Origin of the sequence: Pseudomonas sp. FP2338, assembly GCF_030687515.1 — a bacterium.
GTDB classification, from domain to species: Bacteria; Pseudomonadota; Gammaproteobacteria; order Pseudomonadales; family Pseudomonadaceae; genus Aquipseudomonas; species Aquipseudomonas salomonii.
In genome coordinates this window covers 1288066-1313165 of record NZ_CP117436.1, presented here as the reverse complement: position 1 = coordinate 1313165, position 25100 = coordinate 1288066, and the positions used below count along the sequence as shown (strand labels likewise).

18 protein-coding genes and 1 pseudogene are annotated in these 25100 nt (G+C 58.4%); 13 read left to right on the top strand and 6 right to left on the bottom strand.

All coding sequences use genetic code 11. From position 1 onward, the window contains the following. The first annotated feature begins 109 nt into the window (after window positions 1–109). The 5 genes and pseudogenes from PSH96_RS05725 (at window position 110) to PSH96_RS29515 (ending at window position 6167) form a co-directional block, all read left to right on the top strand. On the top strand, window positions 110–1984 hold the full coding sequence (locus PSH96_RS05725; protein ID WP_305458088.1) for a bifunctional diguanylate cyclase/phosphodiesterase: 1875 nt from the start codon (window positions 110–112) through the stop codon (window positions 1982–1984). Window positions 1985–2005: 21 nt separating this feature from the next. Continuing rightward, window positions 2006–2968 carry a cytochrome-c peroxidase gene (locus PSH96_RS05720; protein WP_305458087.1) on the top strand — a complete coding sequence of 321 codons (963 nt, stop codon included), beginning with the start codon at window positions 2006–2008 and terminating at the stop codon, window positions 2966–2968. Continuing rightward, window positions 2965–4791 (top strand): DAHL domain-containing protein, encoded by a 1827-nt coding sequence (locus PSH96_RS05715; protein ID WP_305458085.1) that lies wholly within the window; start codon window positions 2965–2967, stop codon window positions 4789–4791. Before PSH96_RS05720 ends, PSH96_RS05715 begins: the two co-directional genes overlap by 4 nt. Before the next feature lie 569 nt (window positions 4792–5360). Beyond that, a pseudogene (locus tag PSH96_RS29520) lies at window positions 5361–5444 on the top strand (hypothetical protein); the annotation flags it as partial. A 60-nt stretch (window positions 5445–5504) separates the two neighbouring features. Then, on the top strand, window positions 5505–6167 hold the full coding sequence (locus tag PSH96_RS29515) for an ATP-binding protein (protein WP_370694355.1): 663 nt from the start codon (window positions 5505–5507) through the stop codon (window positions 6165–6167). A gap of 20 nt (window positions 6168–6187) precedes the next feature. On the opposite strand, the gene PSH96_RS05705 is transcribed toward PSH96_RS29515, so the two are convergent. From PSH96_RS05705 to PSH96_RS05695, 3 genes are all read right to left on the bottom strand, one after another. Continuing rightward, complete coding sequence (locus PSH96_RS05705) at window positions 6188–6460, bottom strand: type B 50S ribosomal protein L31 (protein WP_017135901.1); 273 nt, start codon at window positions 6458–6460, stop codon at window positions 6188–6190. A 100-nt stretch (window positions 6461–6560) separates the two neighbouring features. Further along, complete coding sequence (locus PSH96_RS05700) at window positions 6561–7886, bottom strand: APC family permease (RefSeq protein WP_305458081.1); 1326 nt, start codon at window positions 7884–7886, stop codon at window positions 6561–6563. A gap of 189 nt (window positions 7887–8075) precedes the next feature. Beyond that, the gene (locus tag PSH96_RS05695) at window positions 8076–8897 is read right to left on the bottom strand and encodes a carbon-nitrogen hydrolase family protein (protein ID WP_305458079.1); all 822 of its coding nucleotides are present in this window, start codon (window positions 8895–8897) and stop codon (window positions 8076–8078) included. 93 nt (window positions 8898–8990) lie between these two features. Here PSH96_RS05695 and PSH96_RS05690 point away from each other — a divergent pair, with 93 nt between their 5' ends. The 8 genes from PSH96_RS05690 (at window position 8991) to PSH96_RS05655 (ending at window position 15190) form a co-directional block, all read left to right on the top strand. Next, window positions 8991–9755, top strand: coding sequence for a LuxR C-terminal-related transcriptional regulator (locus PSH96_RS05690; RefSeq protein WP_305458077.1), 765 nt, complete (start codon window positions 8991–8993; stop codon window positions 9753–9755). Between the two features lie 102 nt (window positions 9756–9857). Continuing rightward, window positions 9858–10079 carry a hypothetical protein gene (locus PSH96_RS05685; protein ID WP_305458075.1) on the top strand — a complete coding sequence of 74 codons (222 nt, stop codon included), beginning with the start codon at window positions 9858–9860 and terminating at the stop codon, window positions 10077–10079. Between the two features lie 9 nt (window positions 10080–10088). Beyond that, the gene (locus PSH96_RS05680) at window positions 10089–10997 is read left to right on the top strand and encodes a glycoside hydrolase family 3 protein (RefSeq protein WP_370694354.1); all 909 of its coding nucleotides are present in this window, start codon (window positions 10089–10091) and stop codon (window positions 10995–10997) included. Further along, the gene (locus PSH96_RS05675; RefSeq protein WP_305458073.1) at window positions 10988–11563 is read left to right on the top strand and encodes a fibronectin type III-like domain-contianing protein; all 576 of its coding nucleotides are present in this window, start codon (window positions 10988–10990) and stop codon (window positions 11561–11563) included. Before PSH96_RS05680 ends, PSH96_RS05675 begins: the two co-directional genes overlap by 10 nt. 83 nt (window positions 11564–11646) lie before the next feature. Then, window positions 11647–13266, top strand: coding sequence for an FMN-binding glutamate synthase family protein (locus PSH96_RS05670; RefSeq protein WP_305458072.1), 1620 nt, complete (start codon window positions 11647–11649; stop codon window positions 13264–13266). A 12-nt stretch (window positions 13267–13278) separates the two neighbouring features. Continuing rightward, on the top strand, window positions 13279–13563 hold the full coding sequence (locus PSH96_RS05665; protein ID WP_305458070.1) for a putative quinol monooxygenase: 285 nt from the start codon (window positions 13279–13281) through the stop codon (window positions 13561–13563). Between the two features lie 60 nt (window positions 13564–13623). Further along, a complete protein-coding gene (locus PSH96_RS05660; RefSeq protein WP_305458068.1) occupies window positions 13624–13920 on the top strand; it encodes a cupin domain-containing protein in 297 nt (98 codons plus the stop codon). Window positions 13921–14050: 130 nt separating this feature from the next. Next, complete coding sequence (locus tag PSH96_RS05655) at window positions 14051–15190, top strand: OpgC family protein (protein ID WP_305458066.1); 1140 nt, start codon at window positions 14051–14053, stop codon at window positions 15188–15190. A gap of 54 nt (window positions 15191–15244) precedes the next feature. Here the strand turns inward: PSH96_RS05655 and PSH96_RS05650 are convergent, their stop codons facing one another. The 3 genes from PSH96_RS05650 to PSH96_RS05640 form a co-directional block, all read right to left on the bottom strand. Then, window positions 15245–20419 carry a dermonecrotic toxin domain-containing protein gene (locus PSH96_RS05650; protein ID WP_305458064.1) on the bottom strand — a complete coding sequence of 1725 codons (5175 nt, stop codon included), beginning with the start codon at window positions 20417–20419 and terminating at the stop codon, window positions 15245–15247. A gap of 85 nt (window positions 20420–20504) precedes the next feature. Then, a complete protein-coding gene (locus PSH96_RS05645; RefSeq protein ID WP_305458062.1) occupies window positions 20505–22529 on the bottom strand; it encodes a M3 family metallopeptidase in 2025 nt (674 codons plus the stop codon). A 257-nt stretch (window positions 22530–22786) separates the two neighbouring features. Then, window positions 22787–24208, bottom strand: a complete 1422-nt coding sequence (locus tag PSH96_RS05640) for an amino acid permease (RefSeq protein WP_305458061.1) — start codon at window positions 24206–24208, stop codon at window positions 22787–22789. Window positions 24209–25100 lie beyond the last annotated feature (892 nt).

Here is a 25100-nt window from a genome sequence, read left to right as displayed (position 1 = left end):
ATCAAGGGAACTCAACTATGCTGTCTCAACCGGTGCGTACTCCTCCCGGATGTCAAACCAAGGAAGGAAGCGTTATGCCATCGAACCTGTTGCCAATGCACAGTGCGCCATGAACCCAGACTCAGGGCGGGCCAACCGACGCATTCTGATCGTGGATGACACGGCCTCTATCCACGAAGATTTCCGCAAGATTCTGTGCGCCAACCCCCACGATGCCCCCTCACTGGACAGCCTGGAAGAAGCCCTGTTCGGCACCGAGGTGCCGGTGCGCCAGACGTTTTTGCTGGATTCGGCCTATCAGGGCCAAGAGGCCCTTGCCCTGGTGAACAAGGCCCTGGCGGACGGTGCGCCCTACGCCATGGTGTTTATCGACATGCGCATGCCTCCCGGCTGGGATGGTCTGCACACCATCGAACAGTTGTGGAGCGTCGACCCCAACCTGCAGATTGCCCTGTGCACCGCCTACTCCGATTACTCCTTTGAGGCCATCGAAGCGCGGTTGAAGTACAACGACCAGTTACTGATCCTGAAAAAACCCTTTGACCACCTGGAAATCCGCCAGATGGCCAGCGCCCTGACCTGGAAATGGCAGCTCGCCCAAGACGTCGCCCTCAAGGTGCGGAGCCTGGAGTGCACCATTGAAGAACGCGTGCAGGAATTGCTCAAAGTTTCGCACCTGCTGCAATACGACGCGCTCACGCAGTTGCCCAACAGCACCTTGCTGGGTGACCGCCTGACCCAGGCCATCGCCCTGGGCCGACGGCATGACACACAACTGGCGGTGATATTTATCGGGCTGGACCGCTTCAAGCGCATCAACAATGCCTTGGGGTATCCGGTGGGCGACGAGGTACTCCAGCAGATCAGCCAGAGCCTGGTGGCGACGGTACGAGGCTCGGATTCAGTGTTTCGCTATGTGGCCGATGAGTTTGTGATTCTGCTCAACGATATCCAGCACCCGCAACAAACCCAGCATATTGCGCAAAAGTTGCTCACGGCCGTGCGCGCAACCCGCCACCTCGCCGGGCACGACCTGAGCGTCACCGCCAGCCTCGGCATCAGTATTTACCCCAATGACAGCAGCACCGCGGTGGAACTGATCAAACAGGCCGAAACCGCCATGCACACCAGCAAGGAGCGCGGCCCGGGTGACTTCAGCTTTTATACCCAGACCATGAACCTGCGCGCGCAACAGCAACAGGGCCTGGAAAGTGCGATCCGCCAGGCCCTGGAGCATGACGAGTTTGTGCTGCACTACCAGCCGAAACTGGAATTGAGAACCGGCAAAATCGTCGGTGCTGAAGCCTTGATACGTTGGTTTGAGCCGCGCTCGGGATGGATCAGCCCGTCTGAGTTCATTCCGGTGGCCGAAGACAGTGGGCTGATAGTGCCCTTGACCCAGTGGGTGCTGCGCCGGGCCTGCGAGCAAGGGCAAGCCTGGCGCGCCATGGGCTTGAGCCCGTTGTGCATCTCGGTGAACGTCTCAGCCATCGACTTTCGCCAGCGGGACTTTACCGACAACCTGGCCGAGATACTCACACAGACCGGCCTGCCGCCTGCCCAACTGGAGTTGGAAATCACCGAAAGCGTGTTAATGCAGAATGTCGACGACACCGTTGCCACCTTGAACACCATCAAGGCCATGGGCGTGCGTCTGGCCCTGGATGACTTCGGCACCGGTTACTCCAGCCTCAGCTACCTGCGGCGCTTTTCCATCGACGTGCTGAAAATTGACCAATCTTTCGTGCGCGGCATGAGCGTAAATAGCCAGGACGCCCAACTGATCAGCGCTATCATCGGCATGGGCAAAAGTCTGAACCTGAGCATCATTGCCGAAGGCGTGGAAACCATTGAACAACTGAATTTCCTGCAAGCTCAGCGGTGCGAAGAAGGCCAAGGTTTTCTATTCAGCAAAGCCGTGCCCCCAAAGGATTTTGCGCAGTTGATGCAAGCCGGTCACCCTACCCTTATGCCCGATCAATAGCCGATTGCAAGGAGTGCTCGCTTGAACGAAGTATCAACCCACGGGCTCATCCTCACCTTATGGTTAAGCGCGAGTCTGCCACTGGCAGCCGCACCGTTGGACGAGGCACTCAAACCCTTGCCGGGCGTGCCGAGGCTGGACCCGGCCAAAGTCGAACTGGGCCGGCAACTGTTCAATGAGCCGCGCCTGTCAGCCAACAACACACTGTCCTGCGCCAGTTGCCATCGCCTGGCGTCCGGCGGCGGCGACGACAAGCCGTTTTCGATCGGTTTTGACGGCAAACCGGTAGAGGTCAACACCCCATCGGTGTTCAACGCCAGCCTGAACTTCAAACAGTTCTGGAATGGTCGTGTCGACACGCTGGAAGCGCAAGTCGAACACGCGGTCATCAGCACGGCAGAAATGGGCAGCGACTGGAAAACCGTGGTGCAGAACCTCGCAGCCGTGCCCGCCTACCAGAACGCATTCCAGCGGACCTATCCCGATGGCGTCACTGCAGCCAATGTGCAAAACGCCCTGGCCACCTATGAGCGCACGCTGCTCACGCCCGACTCGCGATTCGACCAATACTTGAATGGCAATACAGATATCCTCACCCTCAAGGAAAAGTACGGCTACCAGCATTTCAAAGATTACGGCTGTATCGCCTGCCACCAGGGAGTGAACATCGGCGGCAACATGTTTCAAAAATTCGGCGTGATGGATGACTACTTCAAGGCCCGCGGCAACCCGGTCGAGTCGGACCTGGGGCGTTACCTGTTGACCAAGGATGAAGAGGACCGCTATGTGTTCAAGGTGCCCAGCCTGCGCAATGTGGCGGTCACCGCGCCCTACTTTCACGACGCTTCGGCCAAAAGCCTGGAAGAGGCCGTGGACGTAATGTTCAAGTATCAACTGGGGCGCACTCCGACCCAGGAAGACAAGGACCTGATCATCCTGTTTCTCAAGACCCTGACTGGCCAATGGGCGGGCAAGCCGTTATGAGCCGACTGCCGAGCCTGTCCCGCCGCCGTACCAGCCAGCTGTTGCTGGGGTTGATGACCCTGCTGCTGGCCTCGACCCTGATCTTTTTGTACCTCATGTCCTCCCGCGACCAAACGGCCAGCTACACCCAGTCACGGGACCTGATCCGCCAGCTCCAGCAACTCAATGCGCAATGGGACAGCGAAGTGCTCAAGGCCCGGGTCTCGATTACCCACAACTACGATCCGCTGGTGAAACCGCTCACCGAAATGACGCGCATATGGGCCGAACTGGGCAGCCGCGACACCTACCACAACACCGCCGACCTGCCCCTTTGGCGCGCCACCCAGCAAGCGTATCAGGCCGCCATCCAGGAAAAGGCGCGGCTTGTAGACCAGTTCAAATCCCACAATGCGGTGCTGCGCAACTCGCTGGCGTTTCTGCCGACCGCTGAAGACGATATCCAGGCCCAGTTCAGTCGTATTGACGATGGAAGTCGGCTGCAACTGCAAAGCGTGGCCACCGACACCTACGACCTGCTGCTCAGCAGCCTGGAGTTCGCCCAGGTCACCAGTGACGATCTCGCCGCCGATATTCTGGTGGGCCTGGGCAAGCTGAAAGTCAACAAGGAGCGCCTGCCCAGTGAATTCCAGGCACCGGTCGTGATCCTCAGCAACCACATTTCGCTGATCCTGCGCGAGCAGCCGATGGTCAACAGCCTCCTCGAACGAATTGCCGCAGTGCCCGTGGCCGAGCGCCTGGATGACGTGACCACCCACCTCAACCAGGACCAGCAGGCGGCCGACCTCGTTGATCGTCAATACCACCGCTACCTGTTGATTTTCTCAACCTTGCTGGTGGTGTTGCTGCTGTACCTGGCGGTACGCCTGTTGCGCAGTTTCGCCGAGATCAACCGGATCAATCGTGCCTTGCAGGCCGCCAACGAAACCCTGGAACACCGGGTGGAGCGGCGCACGCAACAGCTCAAGGATGCCCAGAGCGAGCTGATGGACAGCGCCCGCCAGGCGGGCATGGCGGAAATCGCCACGAACGTGCTGCACAACGTTGGCAACGTGCTCAACAGCGTGAACATTTCCGCCGACCTGGTGGCGCGCCAATTGCGCAACAGCAAGGTCCAGGGCCTGGGTAAAGCCATGCAACTGATCAACGCGCATCAGGGCGACCTGGGCACCTTCCTCAGCGAGGATGAAAAGGGCAAATTGCTGCCGGGCTACCTGAACCAGTTGGTCGAAGCGATTGCACTCGAACAGCAAGGCATGAGCGAGGAACTGACGCAACTGAGCAAAAGCGTTGACCACATCAAGGACATCGTCTCGACCCAGCAATCCTATGCCGGCGCCTCCACACTGCTCGAACCCGTCAACATCAGCGCGTTGATGGAAGACGCCCTGCGCATGAACGCCGGCGCTTTAAGCCGTCATCACGTCACGGTGGTCAAGGAGTACGCCCAAGTACCGGAGATTCTGGGCGACAAAAACCGACTGTTGCTGATTATGGTCAACCTGATCAGCAACGCCAAGTACGCCATGTCCAACCTCAGTGACCGGCCACGGCAAATGACCCTGACCGTTCAACCGGCGGCTGACGAGACCCTGAAAATCAGTGTAAAGGACGATGGCGAAGGCATACCCGCCGAGAACATGACCCGGATATTCACCCACGGCTTCACCACCCGCAAAGAAGGCCACGGTTTCGGCCTGCACAGCTGTGCCCTGGCCGCCGTGGAAATGCACGGCCAACTCAGTGCTCACAGTGATGGGCCAGGCCTTGGCGCAGTGTTTACCTTGACGATTCCTCTCACCCTTGCCGGAACTGCCCCATGAACCAGCCTCCCAACCGGCGCATTCTGCTGATTGATGACACACCGTCAATTCATGAAGATTTTCGCAAGATTCTGATGCCGAGCGTGGCCTCCAACCCCGCACTGGATGACCTGGAGTCAGCGCTGTTCGGCGACGCCGCCACGCCTCAGGCTCAGGCTTTCGACCTGCATTCGGCGTACGGTGGCGAAGAAGGCCTGGGTTTGCTGACCACGGCCATGGCAGAACAACGGCCCTACGCGCTGGCTTTTGTGGACATGCGCATGCCCCAGGGCTGGGACGGCGCGAAGACCATCGAGGCATTGTGGAAGGTCGACCCCGACCTGCAAGTGGTGGTGTGCACCGCGTACTCGGATTACTCCTGGGAGGACCTGCTCTTTCGCCTGCACGCCCATGACCGTTTGCTGATCCTGAAAAAACCTTTCGATAACATTGAAGTCCAGCAAATGGCCAATACCCTGGCCAACAAGTGGGACATGGCCCGTCGCGCCGCCTTGCAAACCTTGCACCTGGAACAGCTGGTGGAACAACGTACCCAGGCGCTGCAACTGGAAATCGACGAGCGCAAGCACTTGGAAAGCCAGCTGGTGCAGTCGGAAAAGCTCGCTTCACTGGGTCAGCTTGCCGCCGGTGTCGCCCATGAGATCAACAACCCGGTAGGCTTCATTTCGTCCAACCTCAACACCCTTGATGGCTACTTTAACCAGCTGCAACAAATGCTTGAAGCTTATCGACACAGTGAGGAAATAATCCCATCGCAACCACAGCGCGACCAGCTCAAGGCCTTGCGCACTACGTTGGAGCTGGACTTTCTCAAGGAGGACATCCCGATCCTGATCCGCGAATCCAAGGATGGCATTGGCCGCGTGGTGCAAATCGTCAAAGACCTGAAAAATTTTTCGCGGGTGGACAACGACCAGACCTGGCAATTCTCCAACCTGCAACAAGGCATTGATTCGACGCTGAACATCGTCGCCAGCGAACTCAAGTACAAGGCTGATGTGGTCAAGCACTACATGCCGCTGCCGGACATCGAGTGCCTGGCGTCGCAGCTCAATCAAGTGGTGATGAATCTGGTGATTAACGCCGCACAAGCCATGGGCCCGGAACGCGGCACCATTACCATCAGCAATGGCGTGGAAGGTGAGAACATCTGGCTGGAAGTGGCGGACGACGGCTGTGGGATTGCGCCGCAAACCGTGCAGAAGATTTTCGACCCCTTCTTCACCACCAAACCCGTCGGCGAAGGCACCGGCTTGGGATTGTCACTGTCCTACGGCATCGTCAAGAAACACCGGGGCTCAATCTCGGTCAGCAGTGAGCTGGGCAAGGGCACGACCTTTCGGGTGGTACTGCCGATTCGGCAAACGACGGCGTAGGGCACGCCGTCGAGTCTGGGTTATGCATCCGCCTTTTTTGGGCTCGACCCAAACGAAGCGAAACGCTTGTTGAACCCGGCAATCCGGCCTTCGACCTGGGTCTTGCGCTGCTGGCCGGTGTAGATCGGGTGCGAGGCGCTGGACACATCGAGCGGGATGTACGGGTAAGTGTTGCCGTCGCTGTGTGTATGGGTGCGGTCGCTGTCGGCGGTGGAGCCGATCAGGAAGAACACGTCGGCGGCAGTGTCGTGGAACAGCACGGTGCGGTAGTCGGGATGGATACCAGCTTTCATAAGGCCTCCGGGGCGTCTGGGTGCAATTTAAGTGTTATACAGTAACACAAGTCATGCACCCAAACGAGAACCGATTGCAATAAGAATAGGCCGACTGCTTCTATACCGCTTCCTGAAAGTCCATTTCCGGCGGTTGCTTTGAGAAACCACGTGTGAGGAAGCCCAGGTACACCACGCCAATCGCCAACCACACCGCGCCCAGGTAAATCGCCAGGTGATCGAGGCTGACCATCAGCCACAGGTCCGCCAACAGGCCGATGGTCGGGAAGACCAGGAACAGGATCACCTCACGTACACCGCGCGCTTTGGCGCCGATCCAGTAGTGAAAGATCACCGACAGGTTCACCAGGCTGAACGCCAGGAACGCACCGAAGTTGATGAACGAAGTCGAGGTGGTCACGTCGAGCTTCAACGCCAGCAAGGCCACCACCGCACACAACAGGATGCTGTTGACCGGCGTGCCGAAGCGCGCATGCAAGGTGCCGAAGAATGACTTGGGCAACACGCCATCACGGCCCATGGCAAATAACAGGCGCGAACCGCTGGCCTGGGCCGACAGCCCCGAGGCGAACTGGCCGACGATCAGGCCGATCAGGAAGATCGACACAAACAGATCGCCGCCCACGTTGCGGGCAATCTCATAGGCCGCCGAGTCCACATCGGCAAACTCAAACGACGGGTGCGCGATCTGCACGAAGTACGACACCCCCACGAAGATCAGCCCGCCGATCAAGGTGATCAGCATGATCGCCCGTGGGATGGTGCGGCGTGGGTCGCGGGTTTCTTCGGTGAGGGTACTGACCGCGTCAAAGCCCAGGAACGAATAACAGGCGATGGCCGCGCCGCTCATGATCAGCGGCATGTGCATCTGGCCGTTGAAGAAGGGGGCAAGCGTCCACAGTGGCTTGCTCGCGTCACCGCCGATGTAGTGGATGCACAGCGCGACGAATGCGATCAGCACCAGAAACTGCACCAGCATCAGCAGCGCGTTGATGCCGTTGGCGAGCTTCAAGCCGATGATATTGATTGCCGTGGTGATCCCGATAAACGCCAGCACCCACACCCACTGCGGCACCGTCGGGAACGCCGAGTGCAGGTACGCAGCGCCGATCAGCCAGATGGCCATGGGCAGGAACAGGTAGTCGAGCAACACCGCCCAACCGGCGATAAAACCCAGCTTGGGGCTGATGGCCTTGCGCACATAGCTGTAGGCGGAACCGGCCACCGGGAATGCCGAGGCCATGCGCCCGTAGCTCATGGCGGTAAAGAACATCGCCACCAGCGCCGCGAGGTACGCGGCCGGCACCATGCCGCCGGTGGATTGCGCGAGGATGCCGAAGGTGCCAAGCACAATGATCGGCGTCATATAGGCGATGCCAAACAGCACCACCGCCCCTAACGACAGGGTGCGTTGCAAACGAGCCATGAGCGATTCTCCGCTGATTTATTAGATTTATGGCAGAACTGAAGTCGGTGAAGCGCAAACTATTTTTATGATTAATGCTGCTGTTGTGGCGAGGGAGCTTGCTCCCGCTGGGCTGCGCAGCGGCCCCAAAACCTTAGGGCCGCTACGCGCCCCAGCGGGAGCAAGCTCCCTCGCCACAAGGGGCCAGTCCTACGCTTGGGGGATCAGCAATTCGCGCGTGCCATCGCTGCGCTCAATCACCTCGCCGGGCAATTTCAAGCGCTGGTCATCCAGGTAGCGGTAGTCCTTGCGAGCCGCCACCAATTGGTCGAGATCCAGCTCGACAGTGAATTGCCCTTCCTCACGCCCTGCTTCAAACAGCAAAGCGCCGTTCGGGTCCACCAGCGCGCTGCCGCCGGCGAACAACAGGTCGCCGTCACCCTCTTCGACCCGGTTGACCATTAGCGCAAACGCCTGGTTTTCCTGGGCGCGGGCCATGATTGCGGTGCGATGCGTGGGACCGTACGGGTCCATGTTGCCGTTGGTGACGATCAGCAGCTCGGCGCCCAACTGCGCCAGGGCGCGGGCGGTTTCCGGGAACTCGATGTCGTAGCAGATCAGCAGGCCGACGCGCACGCCGTTCCACAGGCACGTGGCGTAGCGATCACCCGGGGTGAACACGCCGCGATCCGAAGCCCACAGGTGGGTCTTGCGATAACGCAGGGCGATGCCTTCGGGGGTGATCAGCAAGGTGGTGTTATAGAACTGGCCATCGTCGTGCTCGGCCATGCCGATAACCACGGCAATATTGCGCGCACGGGCCGCCTGGATAACCGCTTGTACGGTGGGGCCGCCTACCGGTTCGGCGATCGCGGCGACGGTCTCGGCCGACGGGAAGCCCATCAAGTGGGTTTCCGGGAAGACGATCAGTTGCGTGTCGGCGGCGCACGCAGCAATGGCCGCCAAGGCGCGCTCAAGGTTGTAAGCTGTACCGTTATCGCGGCCTGCCAATTGGGCAAATTCGACCTTCATGGGTATTCCTTGTTCTTTATCCGTGCCGCAGTATGCGCAGCCAACACCGGCCAGGGAATTACGCGGCCGGGGTAACCCGATAGGGGTAGATTGATGAGCATGACGCTGCAAGACATCGCCTGGCACCGTTCGGTGGGGCAAATGATAGACGCCCTGGACCAGCCCAACTTCTGGACCCAGCTTGTACGGCTGTTGGACCAGTACGTGCCGTCCGACAGTTGGGTGGCCTTGCTGTTCAGCAGTGAGCACCGCCCGCTGGTGTTCGCCGAATGCCCAGGCGCCGACGGCGCGCCGGACCATTTGTTCCAGGACTACCTCAACGGCCTGTACCTGCTCGACCCGTTCTACATCGCCAGCCGCGAACACGCGCGCACCGGCCTGTTGCGCCTGGCGGAAGTGGCGCCGGAGCATTTCGAGCTGACCGAGTACTACCAGCGCTACTTTCGCCTGAACGTGGTGGCCGATGAAATCCAGTTCAATTGCCACCTGCCGGACGGGCGCACCTTGTGCCTGTCGCTGGGTTCGAAACAGCGTTTTGACCCACAGCAAATTGCCCTGCTGTCACTGATCCAGCCGTGGGTGTTGAGCCTGCTGCGCCAGCGTCTGCCCCATGAACTGAACCAGGTGAGCGCGCCGCAACCGCCGATTCAAAATGATGATTGGGGCGCGCAACTCACCGCCCGCGAGCTGGACGTAGGCCGCTTGATGCTCAGCGGTTGCTCCAGCAAGGAAATCGCCCGCAAGCTGGAAATCTCGGTGGAGACCGTGAAAGTCCATAAGAAACACATGTACAGCAAGCTGGGGATCAAATCCCAGTCGGAGCTGTTCTCGATCTTTCTTCAGGCGCAAAACGCCTAGCCGTCTGTCTAAAACCCTTGATTAACTGTCATTTCTGACAGTAGACGGTTGCACCGGCGCGCCAAAGAATCGGAGACCTATTTTCGGCCAGCGCTGACAATCATGCGTAATCGCCTCTTGCTGCTGTTACTCGCCTTCTTCTCACTGGTAGCGACTGCCCAGGATGATGTTGTTGAACGTCTGCTGGGGCAAATGACGCTTGAGGAAAAAGTTGCCCAACTTGGCCAGCTTGGCATCAAGGAGTCACCGACTGGCGCCATGGTTGATCAAGACGGCTTGGAAGAACGGCCAACCATAACGGTTGGCTCGGTCATCGGTGCCTAGGGTGCCGACCTGACTCGTCGGCTGCAGGAGCAGGCCGTACAAGGCTCGCGTTTACATATCCCACTGCTGTTTGCCTTCGATGTCGTTCATGGCTTTCGCACCGTGTTCCCGTTGCCGCTGGCTGACGCTGCGGCCTGGGACGCTCAGCTGACGTATCGTACTGCCCGCGCGGCGGCTGTTGAAGCCACCGCCAGCGGTGTGCACTGGACTTACGCGCCAATGGTCGACATTGCACGCGACCCGCGCTGGGGGCGTGTAGCAGAAGGCGCTGGAGAAGATCCGTTTCTCGGCTCCATCCTGGCCGCAGCGCGAGTACGCGGCTTTCACGGTGCAGGCCCGCCTGACACCTCGTACATGATGGCTACCGCTAAACACTTTATAGCCTATGGGGCTGGCGAAGGCGGACGGGACTACAACGTAGCCGACCTGTCGGAACGGACCGTGAGGGAGGTCCACCTGCCGCCCTTCCGCGCGGCAGTCACGGCGGGTGTCGACGCAATCATGCCCGCCTTCAGCGAGTTCGCAGCAACGCCCATGCACAGCAACAAAGCTTTGCTCACAGGGTTATTGCGTCAGCAGGAGGGCTTCACCGGTATCATCGTCAGCGACTACATCGCCGTAAGAGAGCTGATCCAGCACGGCATCGCCCGCACCGAAGCCGACGCTTCGCTGCTGGCCCTCAACGCTGGTGTGGATGTCGAAATGGCCAGCCAGACCTACCGGCAAAACCTGCCGACATTGGCACACAACAACCAGGTTTCATTGACGCAAGTGGATGACGCAGTGCGCCGCATACTCAAGGCCAAGCAGCGCCTGGGGCTGTTTGACGACCCTTACCGTTACAGCGACGCAATCCGTGAAACCAATAACGTCCTGACACCGCAGCATCGTGCACTCGCCCGTGAGGCATGCTGTTGAAAAACAACCGCAGCGTGGGGCAGATCCCCATTTACTACGCACACAAAAATACGGGCCGCCCCAACAGCAACGCCGACGGGTTGCCGGACATTTTCAGTTCCAACTACATGGATATCAACCAAGCGCCAGCCTACCCATTTGGCTTTGGCCTGAGCTACACCACGTTGGCCTACTCTATGCCTCGACTCAGCGCCCAGCGGTTGGCGTCCAACCAGTCGCTGACCGTCGAGGTCACCGTCACCAACACCGGCAAGCGTGCCGGTGATGAAATCGTCCAGTTGTACCTGCGCGATGACGTCGCCAGTGTGACCCGCCCGGTCCGACTGCTGCGTGGGTTTCACACAGTGCATCTGGCCCCCGGCGAGGCGCAGAGCGTGACTTTCACCCTCGATCAAAAGGACTTCGCCCTGCTGGATATGAACCTCTCGCCAGTGGTCGAAGCGGGCACCTTTACCGTCTTCGTCGGGGCCGACTCGACCGCCACCCACCAGGCGCAGTTCGAGGTCACCGATAGCCGCCAGTTGTCTATTGCGGGCCAGTCTGTCCCACCGGTGCAGCCAAACTGATTATTCCCACAGGTTGTCTATGGTTTCCGTACAGGCGCAGAATGGCCAATCGACCTATAGAGTTGAACCTGAGGAAAAACCGTATGAGCCTGTCGTTGCTAAGCCGTTACGCCTTCTTTGCCGTGTGCGTCATTTTCACCCTCGCCAGCCTCCCTTTTATCGAACATGAGTGGCTGTGGCCCATCACCCTGGTCACCGGCGTCCTCAGCCTGATCGGCCTTTTCGACCTGCTGCAAAGCCCCCATGCGGTACGCCGCAACTACCCGATCCTGGGCAATATCCGTTACCTGGTGGAAGCCATCCGCCCGGAGATCCGCCAGTACCTGCTCGAGTCCGACAGCGACGCCCTGCCCTTCTCCCGGGCCCAGCGTTCTTTGGTTTACTCACGCGCCAAAAATGAAACCGCCGATAAGCCCTTCGGCACCTTGATCGATGTGTACCAGTCGGGCTTCGAGTTCATCGGCCACTCCATGCGCCCGGCGCCGCTCAGTGACCCCAGCGCCTTTCGCGTAATGGTCGGCGGCCCGCAGTGCACGCAACCCTACTCGGCCTCGGTATTCAACATCTCGGCCATGAGCTTCGGCTCGTTGAGCGCCAACGCGATCCGCGCCCTCAACCAAGGCGCCAAGCTCGGCAACTTTGCCCATGACACCGGCGAAGGCAGCATCAGCCCCTACCACCGCGAAAACGGCGGCGACCTCACGTGGGAACTGGGCAGCGGCTACTTCGGCTGCCGCACCAGCGACGGCCGTTTCGACCCGGAACGTTTTGCCGTGCAGGCACAGAACCCGCAAGTGCGCATGATTGAAATCAAGATGAGCCAAGGCGCCAAGCCCGGCCATGGCGGCATCCTGCCCAAGCACAAGGTCACCCAGGAAATCGCCGACACCCGCGGCATCATGATGGGCGAGGACTGCATCTCGCCGTCGCGCCACAGTGCGTTTTCCACGCCCATCGAACTGATGCAATTCATCGCCCAATTGCGTGAACTGTCCGGCGGCAAACCGGTGGGTTTCAAGTTCTGCCTGGGCCACCCGTGGGAGTTCATGGGCATCGCCAAGGCCATGCTCGAAACCGGCATCCTCCCGGACTTTATCGTGGTCGATGGCAAGGAAGGTGGCACCGGCGCAGCCCCCGTGGAGTTCACCGACCATATCGGCGTGCCGCTGCGTGAGGGTTTGCTGTTCGTGCACAACACCCTGGTGGGCCTGAACCTGCGCGACAAAATCAAACTCGGTGCCAGCGGCAAGATTGTCAGTGCGTTCGATATCGCCAGCGTCCTGGCCATCGGCGCCGACTGGGCCAACTCGGCACGTGGCTTTATGTTCGCCATTGGCTGCATCCAATCGCAGTCCTGCCACACCAATAAATGCCCAACCGGCGTGGCCACGCAAGACCCACTGCGCCAACGAGCCCTGGTCGTGCCGGACAAGGCCCAGCGTGTGTTCAACTTCCACCGCAACACGCTGCACGCCCTGGCCGAAATGCTCGCCGCCGCAGGGCTGGATCATCCGTCGCAATTGTCGGCCAAGCACTTGGTGCGACGTATGTCGGCTACCGAGATCAAGCTGTTCTCGCAGTTGCATGTGTTCCTCAAGCCTGGCGAGTTACTCACCGGCGAGGTCAACGGCGAGTTCTATTCGCGCATGTGGCAGATGGCGCGGGCGGACAGTTTTGAGCCGCATGAAGTCGCCGCGGCGTAAGGAATGCCTGCCATGTTGAAAGTCATCGCTGAAGATTTTATCCAGCCTGAACACTTGGACACCGTGCGCCCGTGGTACACCGAACTGGTGGAGAAAACCCGCCAGGAACCGCTGTGCATCGCCTACGATCTGTTTGTCGATCAAAAAGACCCAGGGCACTTCATCTTTATCGAGCAGTGGCCCGACCAGGCGGCGCTGGACGCTCATTGCCAGACCGAACACTTCACCCGGCTGGTGCCGAAAATCAACGAGTACCAGGCCAAAACCTGCCGTGTCTTGCTGATGGACGCGTTCTGAAAACACCCACTCCCTGCTGAACCGGACCACCGACGGCATTGTTGAAACAAGGAGTTTCACATGCCGTTACTCGACTTCAGCGCCATTGCCGCGCAACTGCCCGAGAGCTGGAAATCCAAGTGCCTGGGCCAGGTCGGCCCGGCGCGTATCAAGGTGTTGCGTATGGATGAGCAGGCTTATGAAGAGGAAACTCATGATTACAATGAGGGGTTATTGGTAGTCACCGGCCAGTTGTACCTAAGCATTGGCACCGAGCAAATACACGTTGCTGCCGGCCAGATGTACCTTGTAGAAGCCGGCACTCCCCACGCTGTAAGCCCCGGTAGCTACGGCACGTTGGTGATCATCGATGTCTAGAGACATTCAGTAATACCCAACCTTTGCAATTGCTTACAAATACCGCCAACCTTCGCCCGCCCGACGTGCGGCGTACGACAACGCGCGCTCACCTATCGTCATTCAACTACTTGTTCAAGAGCCCGCTGCCATGCTGAACGGACGCGACCCGCGCATCGATTTTTTTCGGGGCCTGGCGTTGATCTTCATTTTCTGGGATCACGTCCCCCACAACCCTCTCGGCCTGATCACTCTGCGCAACTTCGGCTTCAGCGACGCGGCGGAGGTCTTCGTGTTTCTCGCCGGGTTCGCCTCGGTGCTGGCCTACGGCAAGGTCATGCAGCGCGAAGGCTATTGGATGGCCTGCCTGAAAATCCTGCGCCGCACCTGGGTGTTGTATGTGGTGCATATTTTCTTGCTGGCCATGCTGATGGGTATCGTGTTTTTCGCCAACAACCATGTAGAAACCCGCGACCTGGTGGCGGAGATGGGCCTGACGCACTTCGTCACCCACCCGCAACAGGCACTGACCGATGAACTGCTGTTGCGCTTCAAGCCCAACCTGATGGATCCGTTGCCGTTGTACATCGTCTTGCTGGCTGGTTTGTCCGTGGTGCTGCCGCTGATGGTGCGCGCGCCCTGGGCCGTGGTGAGTGTCTCGCTGGTGGTATACCTGATGGCGCCGTGGATGGGCTGGAACCTGCGCGCCATTGCCGATGGCGTGTGGTATTTCAACCCGGTCACCTGGCAATTGCTGTTTGTGCTGGGGGGCGCCGCGGCGATTTACAGCCAGCGGCCCAGCGCGCCCGAGACACGCCCCTTGCAGCGCCAGCCGCTGTTCGTCGCGGCGGCGCTGTATGTGGTGGTGGCCGGCGTGATCACGCTGTCGTGGCTCTGGCCTGAAGCCCATGATGCGGTGATGCCCACCATGCTCAGCAACCTGCTGTACCCCATCAGCAAGACCAACCTGTCACCGGTGCGTCTCGTGCACTTCCTGGCGCTGGCCTATGTCACCGCCAAGCTGTTGCCAAACCCGCAATGGACGCAAAACCGTCTGGCTGAACGGATTTGCCAGATGGGCCGTTATTCCCTGGAAGTGTTCTGCCTGGGCGTGGTGCTGGCACCACTGGCGGACATGCTCAATGCCCAGGCGGATGACGCCGTGTTCATGCAAGTACTTACCGCCTTGCTCGGTGTGGTGCTGATGTCAGCCCTCGCGGCCTGGATGGAGTTCAACAAACACCTCAACCAGACGCCACGCCCCTTGAAGCGAGACAAGCCAAATAGTTAATGCCCGCCTCGCTGCGCAGGAGCACACGGCCCGGGCGATGACCTGACGTTGTAGTCATAAGCCAACAGGTTTCTCTTTTCGACGCCCCAATTGTGCAATCAGGTAGGCGACGGAGTCGGCGTTGTTAAGTACCGTAAGGATGCGTTTAAGCGGATCGGTACGGAAAACTCGCCGCGCATCGGCGAGGGTTTGGGTGCCGGTAACGGTGAGCAGCCTGTCGAGCACATGCTGTGTTGACGTGCCCTGTGCAGGGTCTGTTTTGAGGCCGGTCGCAATATCGACAACCTGGAACAACTCATGGGTCGGGGTATTGAGCGACAGTCTTGAGAGATGGCGGTTTTCCAGGCTTACCTTGGTGTTACGGCCCTCAGGGGTTTTGGGATCAATCAGGTCATCAAAGGGATGGCCTGAATGCACGTAAGCCAAGTCCAACGTCTCACCTACATGATGAGTGACTTCGTGAATGAGAGTCGTCGCACGGGCGTGGACGCTGACATAGAACGGTTTTATCAACAAATGACCGTAGTTCAGACCTGGATTGAAAAACAACTCGGTCAAGTACACCAGTTGAAGTGGGTCGGGGACAATCGTAAAGGCCATCAACGTGTGTCCGCCCTGAATAGCCGGCAACCGCGAACGGCCAATGACAAATCGCGTTGAGTCCGAGGAGGTCAGTGAGGGCTCCATCAACGCGCTGCAGACCTTATCGACGATCTCCTGAATTTTTTCAAGGTGTTCGACCTCGAGCGTTTGCAAGCCGAAAAACGTTTTGATCTGTTTGACGAGCTCAGGTGCGGCAAGCGGTGTTTGTGCGATCAGGCGCAAATTTTCCTGGGCGTTCTTTGCATAAAACGTCGCCAAGGCAAGTGCATCGGTGATAACCCAGGATTCCCGAGGGTAAAGCGCTCGTATCTCGCGCATCCCGCTGGCCAATACATTCATGCTGGAGCGCGCATAGGGCTCGGAGTAGAAGCGATTAATTAATCGTGCAATTGCCCGTCGCCCCGTCAGCACTGGGACTGCGCTACTGAGCATCCACTGTTGTCGGGGGTTGCTCTGTACCTCAGGACCGACTTCGCCATCACCGATGATGCGCCAACCCAGGCCATGCTTGATGACTTCGAACACTTTCCCTGCCACCGCCGCGTAGTAATGGTTGGAGGTCGATCGGTAAAGGTTGAGTGAGGTGTCTTTGATCAGGTTGGCCAAGCTCGGCTCAAGGACTTCGAAACGCTGGAGCCGGGTGCGGGACGCAGCGGTAATGTCCAGCGCGGGCCAGGACACCACAGAGGTCGCAGGTGTGGAAGGCGGCGGGATCGGCTCGGGTGCCGGGGGCATGCCGCCCTCTGATACGGGAGGCATGGAATTGCGCAAACCGGCCAGCAAGGCGACACCACCGATGAAATGCCCCAGCGCCTCATGCCATTGGTGGCTTTGCAACTCTTCGGCAGAAGCCTTGAACAGTTTATAGCTCTGCCAGACCACCAGGGGGTAGGCCAGTTTGCCGGCAAAAAATACAATGGCCGCCTGCACGCCTTCAGAGAACACGGCCTTGGCCGTATCCCAGGCATTGCCTGCATCAGCGGCTTTTTGGCAACCCAGCAGCGTTGTCAGCAGCTCGACATTGTCGGTGAACAGCTGTTTGAACAACGCAGCGTTGATGGGGTTGCTTGCCAGCTGGAGGGCGGTGCTGGCCTGGGGTTGCTCCAGTGCGTTTGTCAGTGCTGCGAGGTCAACGGCCGGGACCACCTGCCGAACCCAACGCTGTAATGCGCCGCAGGCTGTCAACTCAGCACATAGTGCAGCCTCAACGGTATATTCCTTGAGGGTGTAGCCTGGGCTATAGGGGGCATACAGGACTTGAGGCCCCTCGTCACCGGAGGCGGAGCCGATCAAATAAGCCCCGGGAATCTTGATGGTTTTCTTCCCGTCATCGACCAACAGTTCCAGAGGGCGGATCATGGCGTTGGCATCCACCACTGTCGCACGGGCGATCGCATCGGGCATGTCCATGATCTGTTGAATGAGCCCGAAGGCCGTCGGTGAAAGCTGGTCTTGCAACCTCATGCCGTGAGCGTATTGCATCAATTGCCACGGCAGTTGCTTGGCGAAGCGCGTAGAGCGTTGCTCAAAGTCCGGGCTGGCAGGGCCCAGGAAGGATTTGATGTACGTTTGGTAAGCCGCGTTGATGTTCAACGCCTGTATCCGCGTTTTCAGCGTCTGCGCATTCAGGGTGGATGGCAACGGCGTTGTACCGGTGCTGGCGAAGAGGGGCACCGCATCCTGCCAATACGACTGATGACTCAAGGCGTAGTCCAGCAGGGACTGATTGCGGGCAGGCGTAGTGCCCTGCACCGGCAGCCCGACTTCGATTTCATCAGGTGTGACGCTGTCCTGAGCGCCAAGGTCCTTGAGTAAAGTGCTGAGCTTCTTGCGCGTGAACTGAACCAGGGAGTCGATCCCGTGCAGGTAATCCTGATTGTCGGTGACATTGTTTCGATACTGCTCCAGCAATTCGACGTACAGCTGTTGATCCACAGCACGGGCTTTGCCAAACCATTGCAAACCCTGTTGCCGGATCATGGCCTGGACCATGTCCTTGGCACGCTGCACGTTGGTGGGCGCAAGGTCTTGTGTGACTTGAACCTGCCAGAGCTTGCGCAGCTGATCGACCGACAGCTGCATGGACAGAATGTGCGCCAGTTCACGGTCTTTTTGTTGCGCGTAGGTTCGTTGCAAGTGCTCGACGAGGTTGTCTTCGACCAGTTCAAGGGAACTGAATGCATAGCTCGGTTGTGCCTCCCAGTCCGGTGGCGCCAGGTTCGCCAGGAAAGCCTGTCGCTCGTCCGGGATTGCCAGGCGTCGATCCATCTCTGCTTTGAAGTCATTCAATGAGGAGAAACTTTCCAGGCCTAACGCGGGCGTCCACAGCAGCGTGCGGCCGCAATATTGAGGATCAAGCCCGCCGCGCTCGGTCAGCACGAAACAGTTATTGAGTACCAGCGGGGTATTCTGCCCAGTCGGTACGACCTGCAAAGAAAACGCATCAGGGCGGAACCCATTGACGCCAGGGCGTAAGTCTCTGGCGTAAATACCTAACACGGTCAACAGCACTTCGTAGTCGAGGGGCAATAAAGCGTTGTTCCAAAGCCTGACTTGCACTTCCCCTGTCAAGCCCATCTCCATTGCCTTTCTCAGCAAGGGCTGCATGTTGGGGGATACGCCGTGGGTTCTACGCAGGTGCTGTTTAAACCCACCGACTGCACTGGTGATCAGCGTATTGAAGGCAGTGGCGTCCATACTTGAGACTTTAGTGGCGGGTTTGTCAGGAGCGGTTGAGTAGACGTGAGTGTTAAGCGGATCGATGAGTGGGCCCGCTTCGCCACATAAACGCGCCAGAAAATAGTCGACCATACTGCTCGATGAGAGCAGTTGAGGTTTGTCAGTGCCATTCGAAGGGTTGCTGTATTGACGTACCGAGAGGCACGAAGCCTGCAAGTGTTGCTGCTTGATAGCGTACAGTTTGGTATTGAGATAGGTGATAACGGAACGCTCCAGCGAGGAGCGAAACGATAGGTGTTGTTCGATTTCGGCGGTGACATTTTCGAGTAAATGCACCGTTGTGCGCATTGCAGCAAGCGTTGGTGGAATCCTGGGTTCAGTCACCGTCGCCGTCCAGGTCGCTGTCAACTGGGTACTCCAACGCCCCATGGGTTCGAAGTTCAGTAATGTTGGATCAATCATGCCACGCACATCCAGCACATGATCGACCAAGGCGTCGAGGTCCATCGTGCCCTGGCTCAGGCGATATTGATCGAGGGCGTATTCAAGGTTGCGACCTTGTTTCTCAATGATGCCCTCCATGATGCGTTGGAAAATAACCCCGGTGATCGGGGCTGTGGTGACGTCGCAGGCCATCAGGTCGACTTCGTTATAGCGTTCCGGCCTGGACAGGTGCTTTCTCCAGGCATCGGCAGGTTGCCGAGAGTTGAGACCATCAAGAAGGTGGGTTTTGAGTGCTCCCAGCTCGGTAAACGATTGCAGGCCTTGTTGAGGGGTATAGAGCAGCCAGGGCGAGCCATCGTCGCTTTTGTTACTGCTGATGACGAGGGTGCCTGCCAGCTCGGCGCAGGCCTGTTCAGGCTCGCTCAGCAGTGCCTTTTCAACATCAACGTCGGGAGCCAGCGTTGTCGCGGGCAGCGCAGCCTTGAGCGGCAAGGCCTGTAGTTGCAGACGCTGCTCAACCGTAATCGTAGTTTGCTGTTGTTGCTCCAGCGCCACCGTGAAAAAGGCATTGGCCATGGCATGGGTAAAAAGTTGTAGCCGTGAGAACCCTGCGGCGGCCGGCAGCGCCCAAAATGTCTTGGGCTGTAGCTTCATATAGGCTTTCAAGCCCTGGGCCAATCCTTGAACTGATACGTCCCAACGCAACTGATCATCAGCTTTCTGAGTAGGCTGCCGGGGATTGTAGTAGCGCCTGGTTTCATCCGCAGGCCAGGCATTGGCGACGAAATACCTGAGGACGGTTTCGCTCAAGGAGCGGGTGGTCGTGTGTCGGGACGTTGGCGAATCAGAATTGCCTGATTCGCTGGATGCGTCGATGACATAACTCTGCACTTGGATTTGGCGCTGATCGCCCCCCGTAAAAGACTGCGCCAACTCAGAGGAAATGTATTCATCCAGCAGCGAAGTGAAACTGGGCAGCTTGAGCAACTCCTCGCGCATCAAACGGGCATTGTCGAGCAGATTATTAGAGAGGGTCGCGTGTTGTGCTTCGAAGACAGCGCCAGCCACGGTATGTGCGGTAATCGTCAGGGTCGCAGTCGGCGTCAGGGTGACTTGCTGGGAGATGGAAAGGTAATCAAGCAACGCTTGGCGCTGCGACGCGTCTTTGAGCCACGACTTCAGTTGCGTCTTGAGTGTTTCATGGCTTTCCAGTTTTTCCAGACCACGAGCGGGTGTATAGAGAACAACCCCGCCTTCTGGGGCGGGACTCATGACGAATGCACCCGCCAATTCAATAGCGGATTGGCCGGGCACATTCAGTTGCAGGGTTTGGACGTGCATCGGCGCTTTGTGTGCCCGCCGCAAAGCATCGGTGGCCAGATAGACCGAGTCGAACCAGTCAAGGTCCTTGAGGGTAAAGTTGCGTGAGCGTTGGCGCTCTGTTAGCTGCGTGCGATCGGTTTGGGTTTCGCTGAAAAAATACGGTGGGGTGTCAGTGCTCATTGAGTGCTCTCCGTGCCGGACTGGCTGCTGAAGATCACTCTGGCGTCTCAAGTTTCAGCCGTGGGACTACATATGCACCAGCGCTTCATGCCCCGGTGGAATGCTCGACACACCGCTCGCCTTCACCCCGGAAAAGCGCAAGTGAGCTCAACAACGTACGGGTATCGCCTTCAGTGATAAATACGTCACGAAAAGCTTTCCCGGTCTCAGGGTTGAACAGGCCATCACGCTCAAACCGTTCAAAAGCCTGGCGAGCCAGCACACCAGACCACTTGTAGGAATACATTTTGGCCCCATAGCTACCCATCGGTTGTTCGAAGCTGTTGATCGGACGGGCGCCATCAGGCCATTGCAAATGCCCGACTTCAACGTTGGCATGAGTGAAAACTTCATGAGGTGTACGCCCGTCGCCATAGGTGCGGTGTAACTCAAAGTCGACGAGACTCGTGAGCAAAATACTGGCGGTTTCCTGGCTGGTCTGGGTGTGAACAAATCGGCTCATTTGAGTGGCCATATCGTCAGGCAAGGGATCTCCTGTCTGGAAATGGCCGGATAGCCAGGTCAGGAACAATGGGGTAAAGCAGAATTGCTCCAGCACTTGGCCGAAGAATTCCGCCGCGTCATGACTTAACTGGCCCATACCGGAAATCGCCCGATAGGGGGCCACGGTCAACAGGTGCTGCAAGCAGTGGCCGAATTCATGCAATAAGACCCTCAATTGCAGATGATCCAGCAAGCAAGGCTGGGTCGCTATCGGTCGTGGCAACTGGCTACGAAGCATGGCTATGGGCCGTTGTGGACGCCCCTCGGCCGTCATCCGGTGATTGCGCAAGCCCGAGGCGATGCCGATCGCGCCGCCTGCCACACGACGATAGGAGTCAATAAACAAATGTCCGATGGGCTCGGCGTACTCCCTGAGTTCAAATACCCGCACATCCGGGTGCCAGGTATCGACTGTGGTTTGTTCAATCAGCTCAACGCCGAACAGCATTTTGGTGAACGCGCACAAGCGTTGCAGCACCGTTTCCAATGGGAAGTATTTGCGCACGGCGTCTTGGGAGACACCCGCCACGTCCTGGCGAATTTTTTCCGCATAATAGTTGTAATCCCAGGGTTCCAGTGCATCGATCCCACGTTGCGCGGCATAGCGTTGCAGTTGTTGTGCCTCATGGGCAAATGTCATGCGTGCCCGATCAATCTGTTGATGCACAAATGCAGTGACCTCATCGGTCGTCTCCGCCATTTGTTCCACCAACGCCAGTTCGGCGAAGTTGGCATAGCCGAGCAATTGTGCTTTCTGGTGACGGCTGTCGAGCAACACTGTCAGAACCGGTTCATTGTCGGTGGCAATGTCGTCAGGACCGGAGCCCACGGCACGGCTGTAGTAAGCCATCATCATTTCCTGGCGCAAGGCTCGATGGTCGGCGTAGCTCATCACCGCCTGAAAGGACTGCTCGGAAAGGGTTAATAACCAGCCATCCAGGCTTGCGGCCCGAGCCGCGGCCGCCATGCGTGCCAGGGCTGCGTCAGGCAGTCCGCTCAGCAGCGCCTTGTCTTGAATGTGCTTACGCCATGCGTCGCTGGAATCTCTCACACGGCGCCGGAACTCCTGGCTGAATGTGTCGATTTGCAGGTTCAACGCTTTCAGCCTTAGCTGCTTCTCGGGAGAAAGATCAAGGCCCGCCAAGTGGTACTTGCGCAGTATTTTACGCAACGCGCTTTGGCGTTGTTGATTGAAAAGGGCTGCGATCGGGCTATCGGCAAGTTGGCGGTGGAGCTGATACAGGTCATTGTTCGCGGCCAATTCGGCGCGGTACTGCATTGCAAGCTCATAACTGCGGTGTGATGCCTGTTTCCAAGCCGACTCTTGGGGAATAGAGTCAAGCAGTTCAATGACGTTGAGAACGCCATCCAGGCGTGCCTCCAGTGCCTCCACGGCTTGCACCAGGTCATCCCAGGTGGGGAATAACGACTGGCTGGCAATGATCGTGGCGGTGGTGTTGCGGCTATCAGCGATGATTTGCTCAATGGCGGGCACCAAGTGTTCTGCTCTGATGGCAGAGAACGGTGGCAAGTCGTAGGGCAGTAGCAGGGGGTTGCTTTCAGACATGAATTCACTCTTCAAAGGTTGCTGTCGAAGCAGCCAGCCTAGGGAATGAATTATCGTTGGAGGGATAGATAGATATGAGCAAAGCGATAACGCGCGGAACCGGATGCCCCGCGTTATACACAGGCGCAGTGCTCGCGATATCAGACCCGAGGGGCGGCAGGCACCGCACCGCAAATAGAGGATCGTGCAGAAAATACGCCGGTCAAAGCCCCACCCCGCGGTAGAACGGGGTGGGGCTTTTTGTCACACGACACACATCAGGACGCGGAACGCACCGTCCCTTGAGCGACGGTCTTTGGCTGCAACCTGAACACGTAGAACAGCACGGTCAACACCAACAGGAACACCGGGCCCACATACAGCGCCACACGGGTATCGGGGAAGTACGCCATCAGCCCCACCACCATCACCAGGAACGCCAGCGCCAGGTAGGAACTGACCGGGTACAACCACATGCGGTACTTGAGGCCAGCCGCCTCTGCCGGGCTCAGGCTTTTGCGGAACTTGAGCTGGGCCAGCAGGATCATCAGCCAGGTCCAGATCGCGCCGAACGTGGCAATGGAAGTGACCCACACAAAGACTTTTTCCGGGACCATGTAATTGAGCAGTACACCCAGCAACAGTACGAAGATCGACAACAGCAACGCCTTGCGCGGTACGCCGTTGCTCGACGTGGTGCCGAAGGTGGCAGGTGCCTGGCCGTTCTGCGCCAGGCTGTAGAGCATACGCCCGGTGCTGAAGATGCCGCCGTTACAGGACGACAACGCAGCGGTGATCACCACGAAGTTGATGATGCCCGCGGCGGTCTTGATGCCCAGACGCTCGAAGGTCATCACGAACGGGCTGCCCTGGGTGCCGATTTCATTCCATGGGTAGATCGACAGGATCACAAACAACGCCCCCACGTAGAACAGCAGGATGCGCCAGAACACCGAGCCGATGGCACTGGGAATGGTCTTCTGCGGGTTCTTCGCTTCACCAGCGGTCAGGCCGATCATCTCCACGCCCAGGTAGGCGAACATTACCATCTGCAAGGACATCAACACTCCCGTGATACCATTGGGCATAAAGCCGCCGTGGGCCCACAGGTTGGAAATGCCCAGCGCCACGCCGTCATTGCCAAAACCAAACGCGATGATACCGACGCCGCCGATGACCATGGCAATGATGGTGACGATCTTGATCAGGGCGAACCAGAACTCGAACTCACCGAACGCCTTGACCGCGATCAGGTTGATCGTGCCCATGCTGATCAACGCCGCCAGGGCCCAGATCCAGCGTGGGGTGTCGGGAAACCAGACGCCCATGTACACGGCCACGGCGGTGATCTCCGCGACGCAGGTCACCAGCCACAGGAACCAATAGTTCCAGCCGGTGAGAAACCCCGCCAAGGGGCCGAGGTAATCCTGGGCATAACGGCTGAACGAGCCGGCGACAGGGTTGTGCACCGCCATTTCGCCCAGGGCGCGCATGATCACCAGGATCGCCAGGCCGCCAATGATGTACGAGAGCATGATCGCCGGGCCGGCCATTTCAATGGCCTTGGCCGAGCCGAGAAACAAGCCGACGCCGATGCAGGCGCCGAGGGCCATCAGGCGAATATGCCGTTCACCGAGTTCACGTTTGAGCGGGCCGCCTTGAGCGGTCTCGCCAGGGGGCAGGGGGTTGCCAACGGGCATGGAAATACAACCTCATTTTGTTATTGGATAGACCACTAGGTCTCGGACCGACAGGCCGGTAAGCCTGGCGGTGGCTGAGTCCGGGTCTGTTTCATGAACAGATCCAGTTATAGGACAACACCTACAAGACTCAGCGACGTGCAGTATAAAAACCTCGACATAGGTGCTTTCACTATAAAACAGCAAAACTTCAGGAGGACTTCGCGGCATATTGCGGTTTTCTGGAGAGACATTGACTGGTCCAGCGCAAAAAACCAACGGCCGAAACGGCGGCGAGTATTGCACAGCCTTGGTGCATCGTCATGTCTTGGCACGGCTCGATGGCTGACGCCGGCGGCTCAAATCCTTCACGGCATGGCGACGCGAGCCGGCCAGAAACGCGAACGATCCCGCTGCGGGCCGCCCCCGTAACCCTCAGGGACGAGTGCATGAATCACTGCGTGAACGTCGTGCAGCCAACTCGGATAGCAAGCATGTCCCTTAAACCTTCGGGTCATTACGAAATTGATTATGCTGACTGCAGCGTTAGCACCCGCATTCGATGCCCAGGTGTGCCGGAAAGAATATTCAGTTTATTGCTGACAGGAGACAGCGTTCTTGCGTACTCCAGTACACACCCGATCGTCATCCATGCTCACAAGGACATTGATATTACGTACGACGTGGAGAGAAAGGACACAACCTCCAATGATTGATTGATGCTCGTTTTAACGGGCGCTCTCAAACGTTTCATCAATCGCAGGTCTGTTGAACTGAACCAGACAATCGAGTTTGGGCACCGGCCAACGACGCGACCTGGCTGGGGCTGGAGAACAGCGTTAACTATCCGAAGCCATGATCACAAATTTTTCCGACCTGGCCACCAGCGACTAAGCTTCAGGCAAGTCCGATC

Bases quoted from the DNA above. Each gene is read 5' to 3' on its own strand.
- PSH96_RS05705 (WP_017135901.1), bottom strand. From the start codon at position 6,460: ATGAAAGCTGGTATCCATCCCGACTACCGCACCGTGCTGTTCCACGAC.
- PSH96_RS05660 (WP_305458068.1), top strand. From the start codon at position 13,624: ATGCCGTTACTCGACTTCAGCGCCATTGCCGCGCAACTGCCCGAGAGC.
- PSH96_RS05640 (WP_305458061.1), bottom strand. From the start codon at position 24,208: ATGCCCGTTGGCAACCCCCTGCCCCCTGGCGAGACCGCTCAAGGCGGC.
- PSH96_RS05645 (WP_305458062.1), bottom strand. From the start codon at position 22,529: ATGTCTGAAAGCAACCCCCTGCTACTGCCCTACGACTTGCCACCGTTC.
- PSH96_RS05650 (WP_305458064.1), bottom strand. From the start codon at position 20,419: ATGAGCACTGACACCCCACCGTATTTTTTCAGCGAAACCCAAACCGAT.
- PSH96_RS05675 (WP_305458073.1), top strand. From the start codon at position 10,988: ATGCTGTTGAAAAACAACCGCAGCGTGGGGCAGATCCCCATTTACTAC.
- PSH96_RS05700 (WP_305458081.1), bottom strand. From the start codon at position 7,886: ATGGCTCGTTTGCAACGCACCCTGTCGTTAGGGGCGGTGGTGCTGTTT.
- PSH96_RS05665 (WP_305458070.1), top strand. From the start codon at position 13,279: ATGTTGAAAGTCATCGCTGAAGATTTTATCCAGCCTGAACACTTGGAC.
- PSH96_RS05695 (WP_305458079.1), bottom strand. From the start codon at position 8,897: ATGAAGGTCGAATTTGCCCAATTGGCAGGCCGCGATAACGGTACAGCT.
- PSH96_RS05725 (WP_305458088.1), top strand. From the start codon at position 110: ATGAACCCAGACTCAGGGCGGGCCAACCGACGCATTCTGATCGTGGAT.
- PSH96_RS05655 (WP_305458066.1), top strand. From the start codon at position 14,051: ATGCTGAACGGACGCGACCCGCGCATCGATTTTTTTCGGGGCCTGGCG.
- PSH96_RS05670 (WP_305458072.1), top strand. From the start codon at position 11,647: ATGAGCCTGTCGTTGCTAAGCCGTTACGCCTTCTTTGCCGTGTGCGTC.
- PSH96_RS05685 (WP_305458075.1), top strand. From the start codon at position 9,858: ATGCGTAATCGCCTCTTGCTGCTGTTACTCGCCTTCTTCTCACTGGTA.
- PSH96_RS05690 (WP_305458077.1), top strand. From the start codon at position 8,991: ATGAGCATGACGCTGCAAGACATCGCCTGGCACCGTTCGGTGGGGCAA.
- PSH96_RS05715 (WP_305458085.1), top strand. From the start codon at position 2,965: ATGAGCCGACTGCCGAGCCTGTCCCGCCGCCGTACCAGCCAGCTGTTG.
- PSH96_RS29515 (WP_370694355.1), top strand. From the start codon at position 5,505: ATGCTTGAAGCTTATCGACACAGTGAGGAAATAATCCCATCGCAACCA.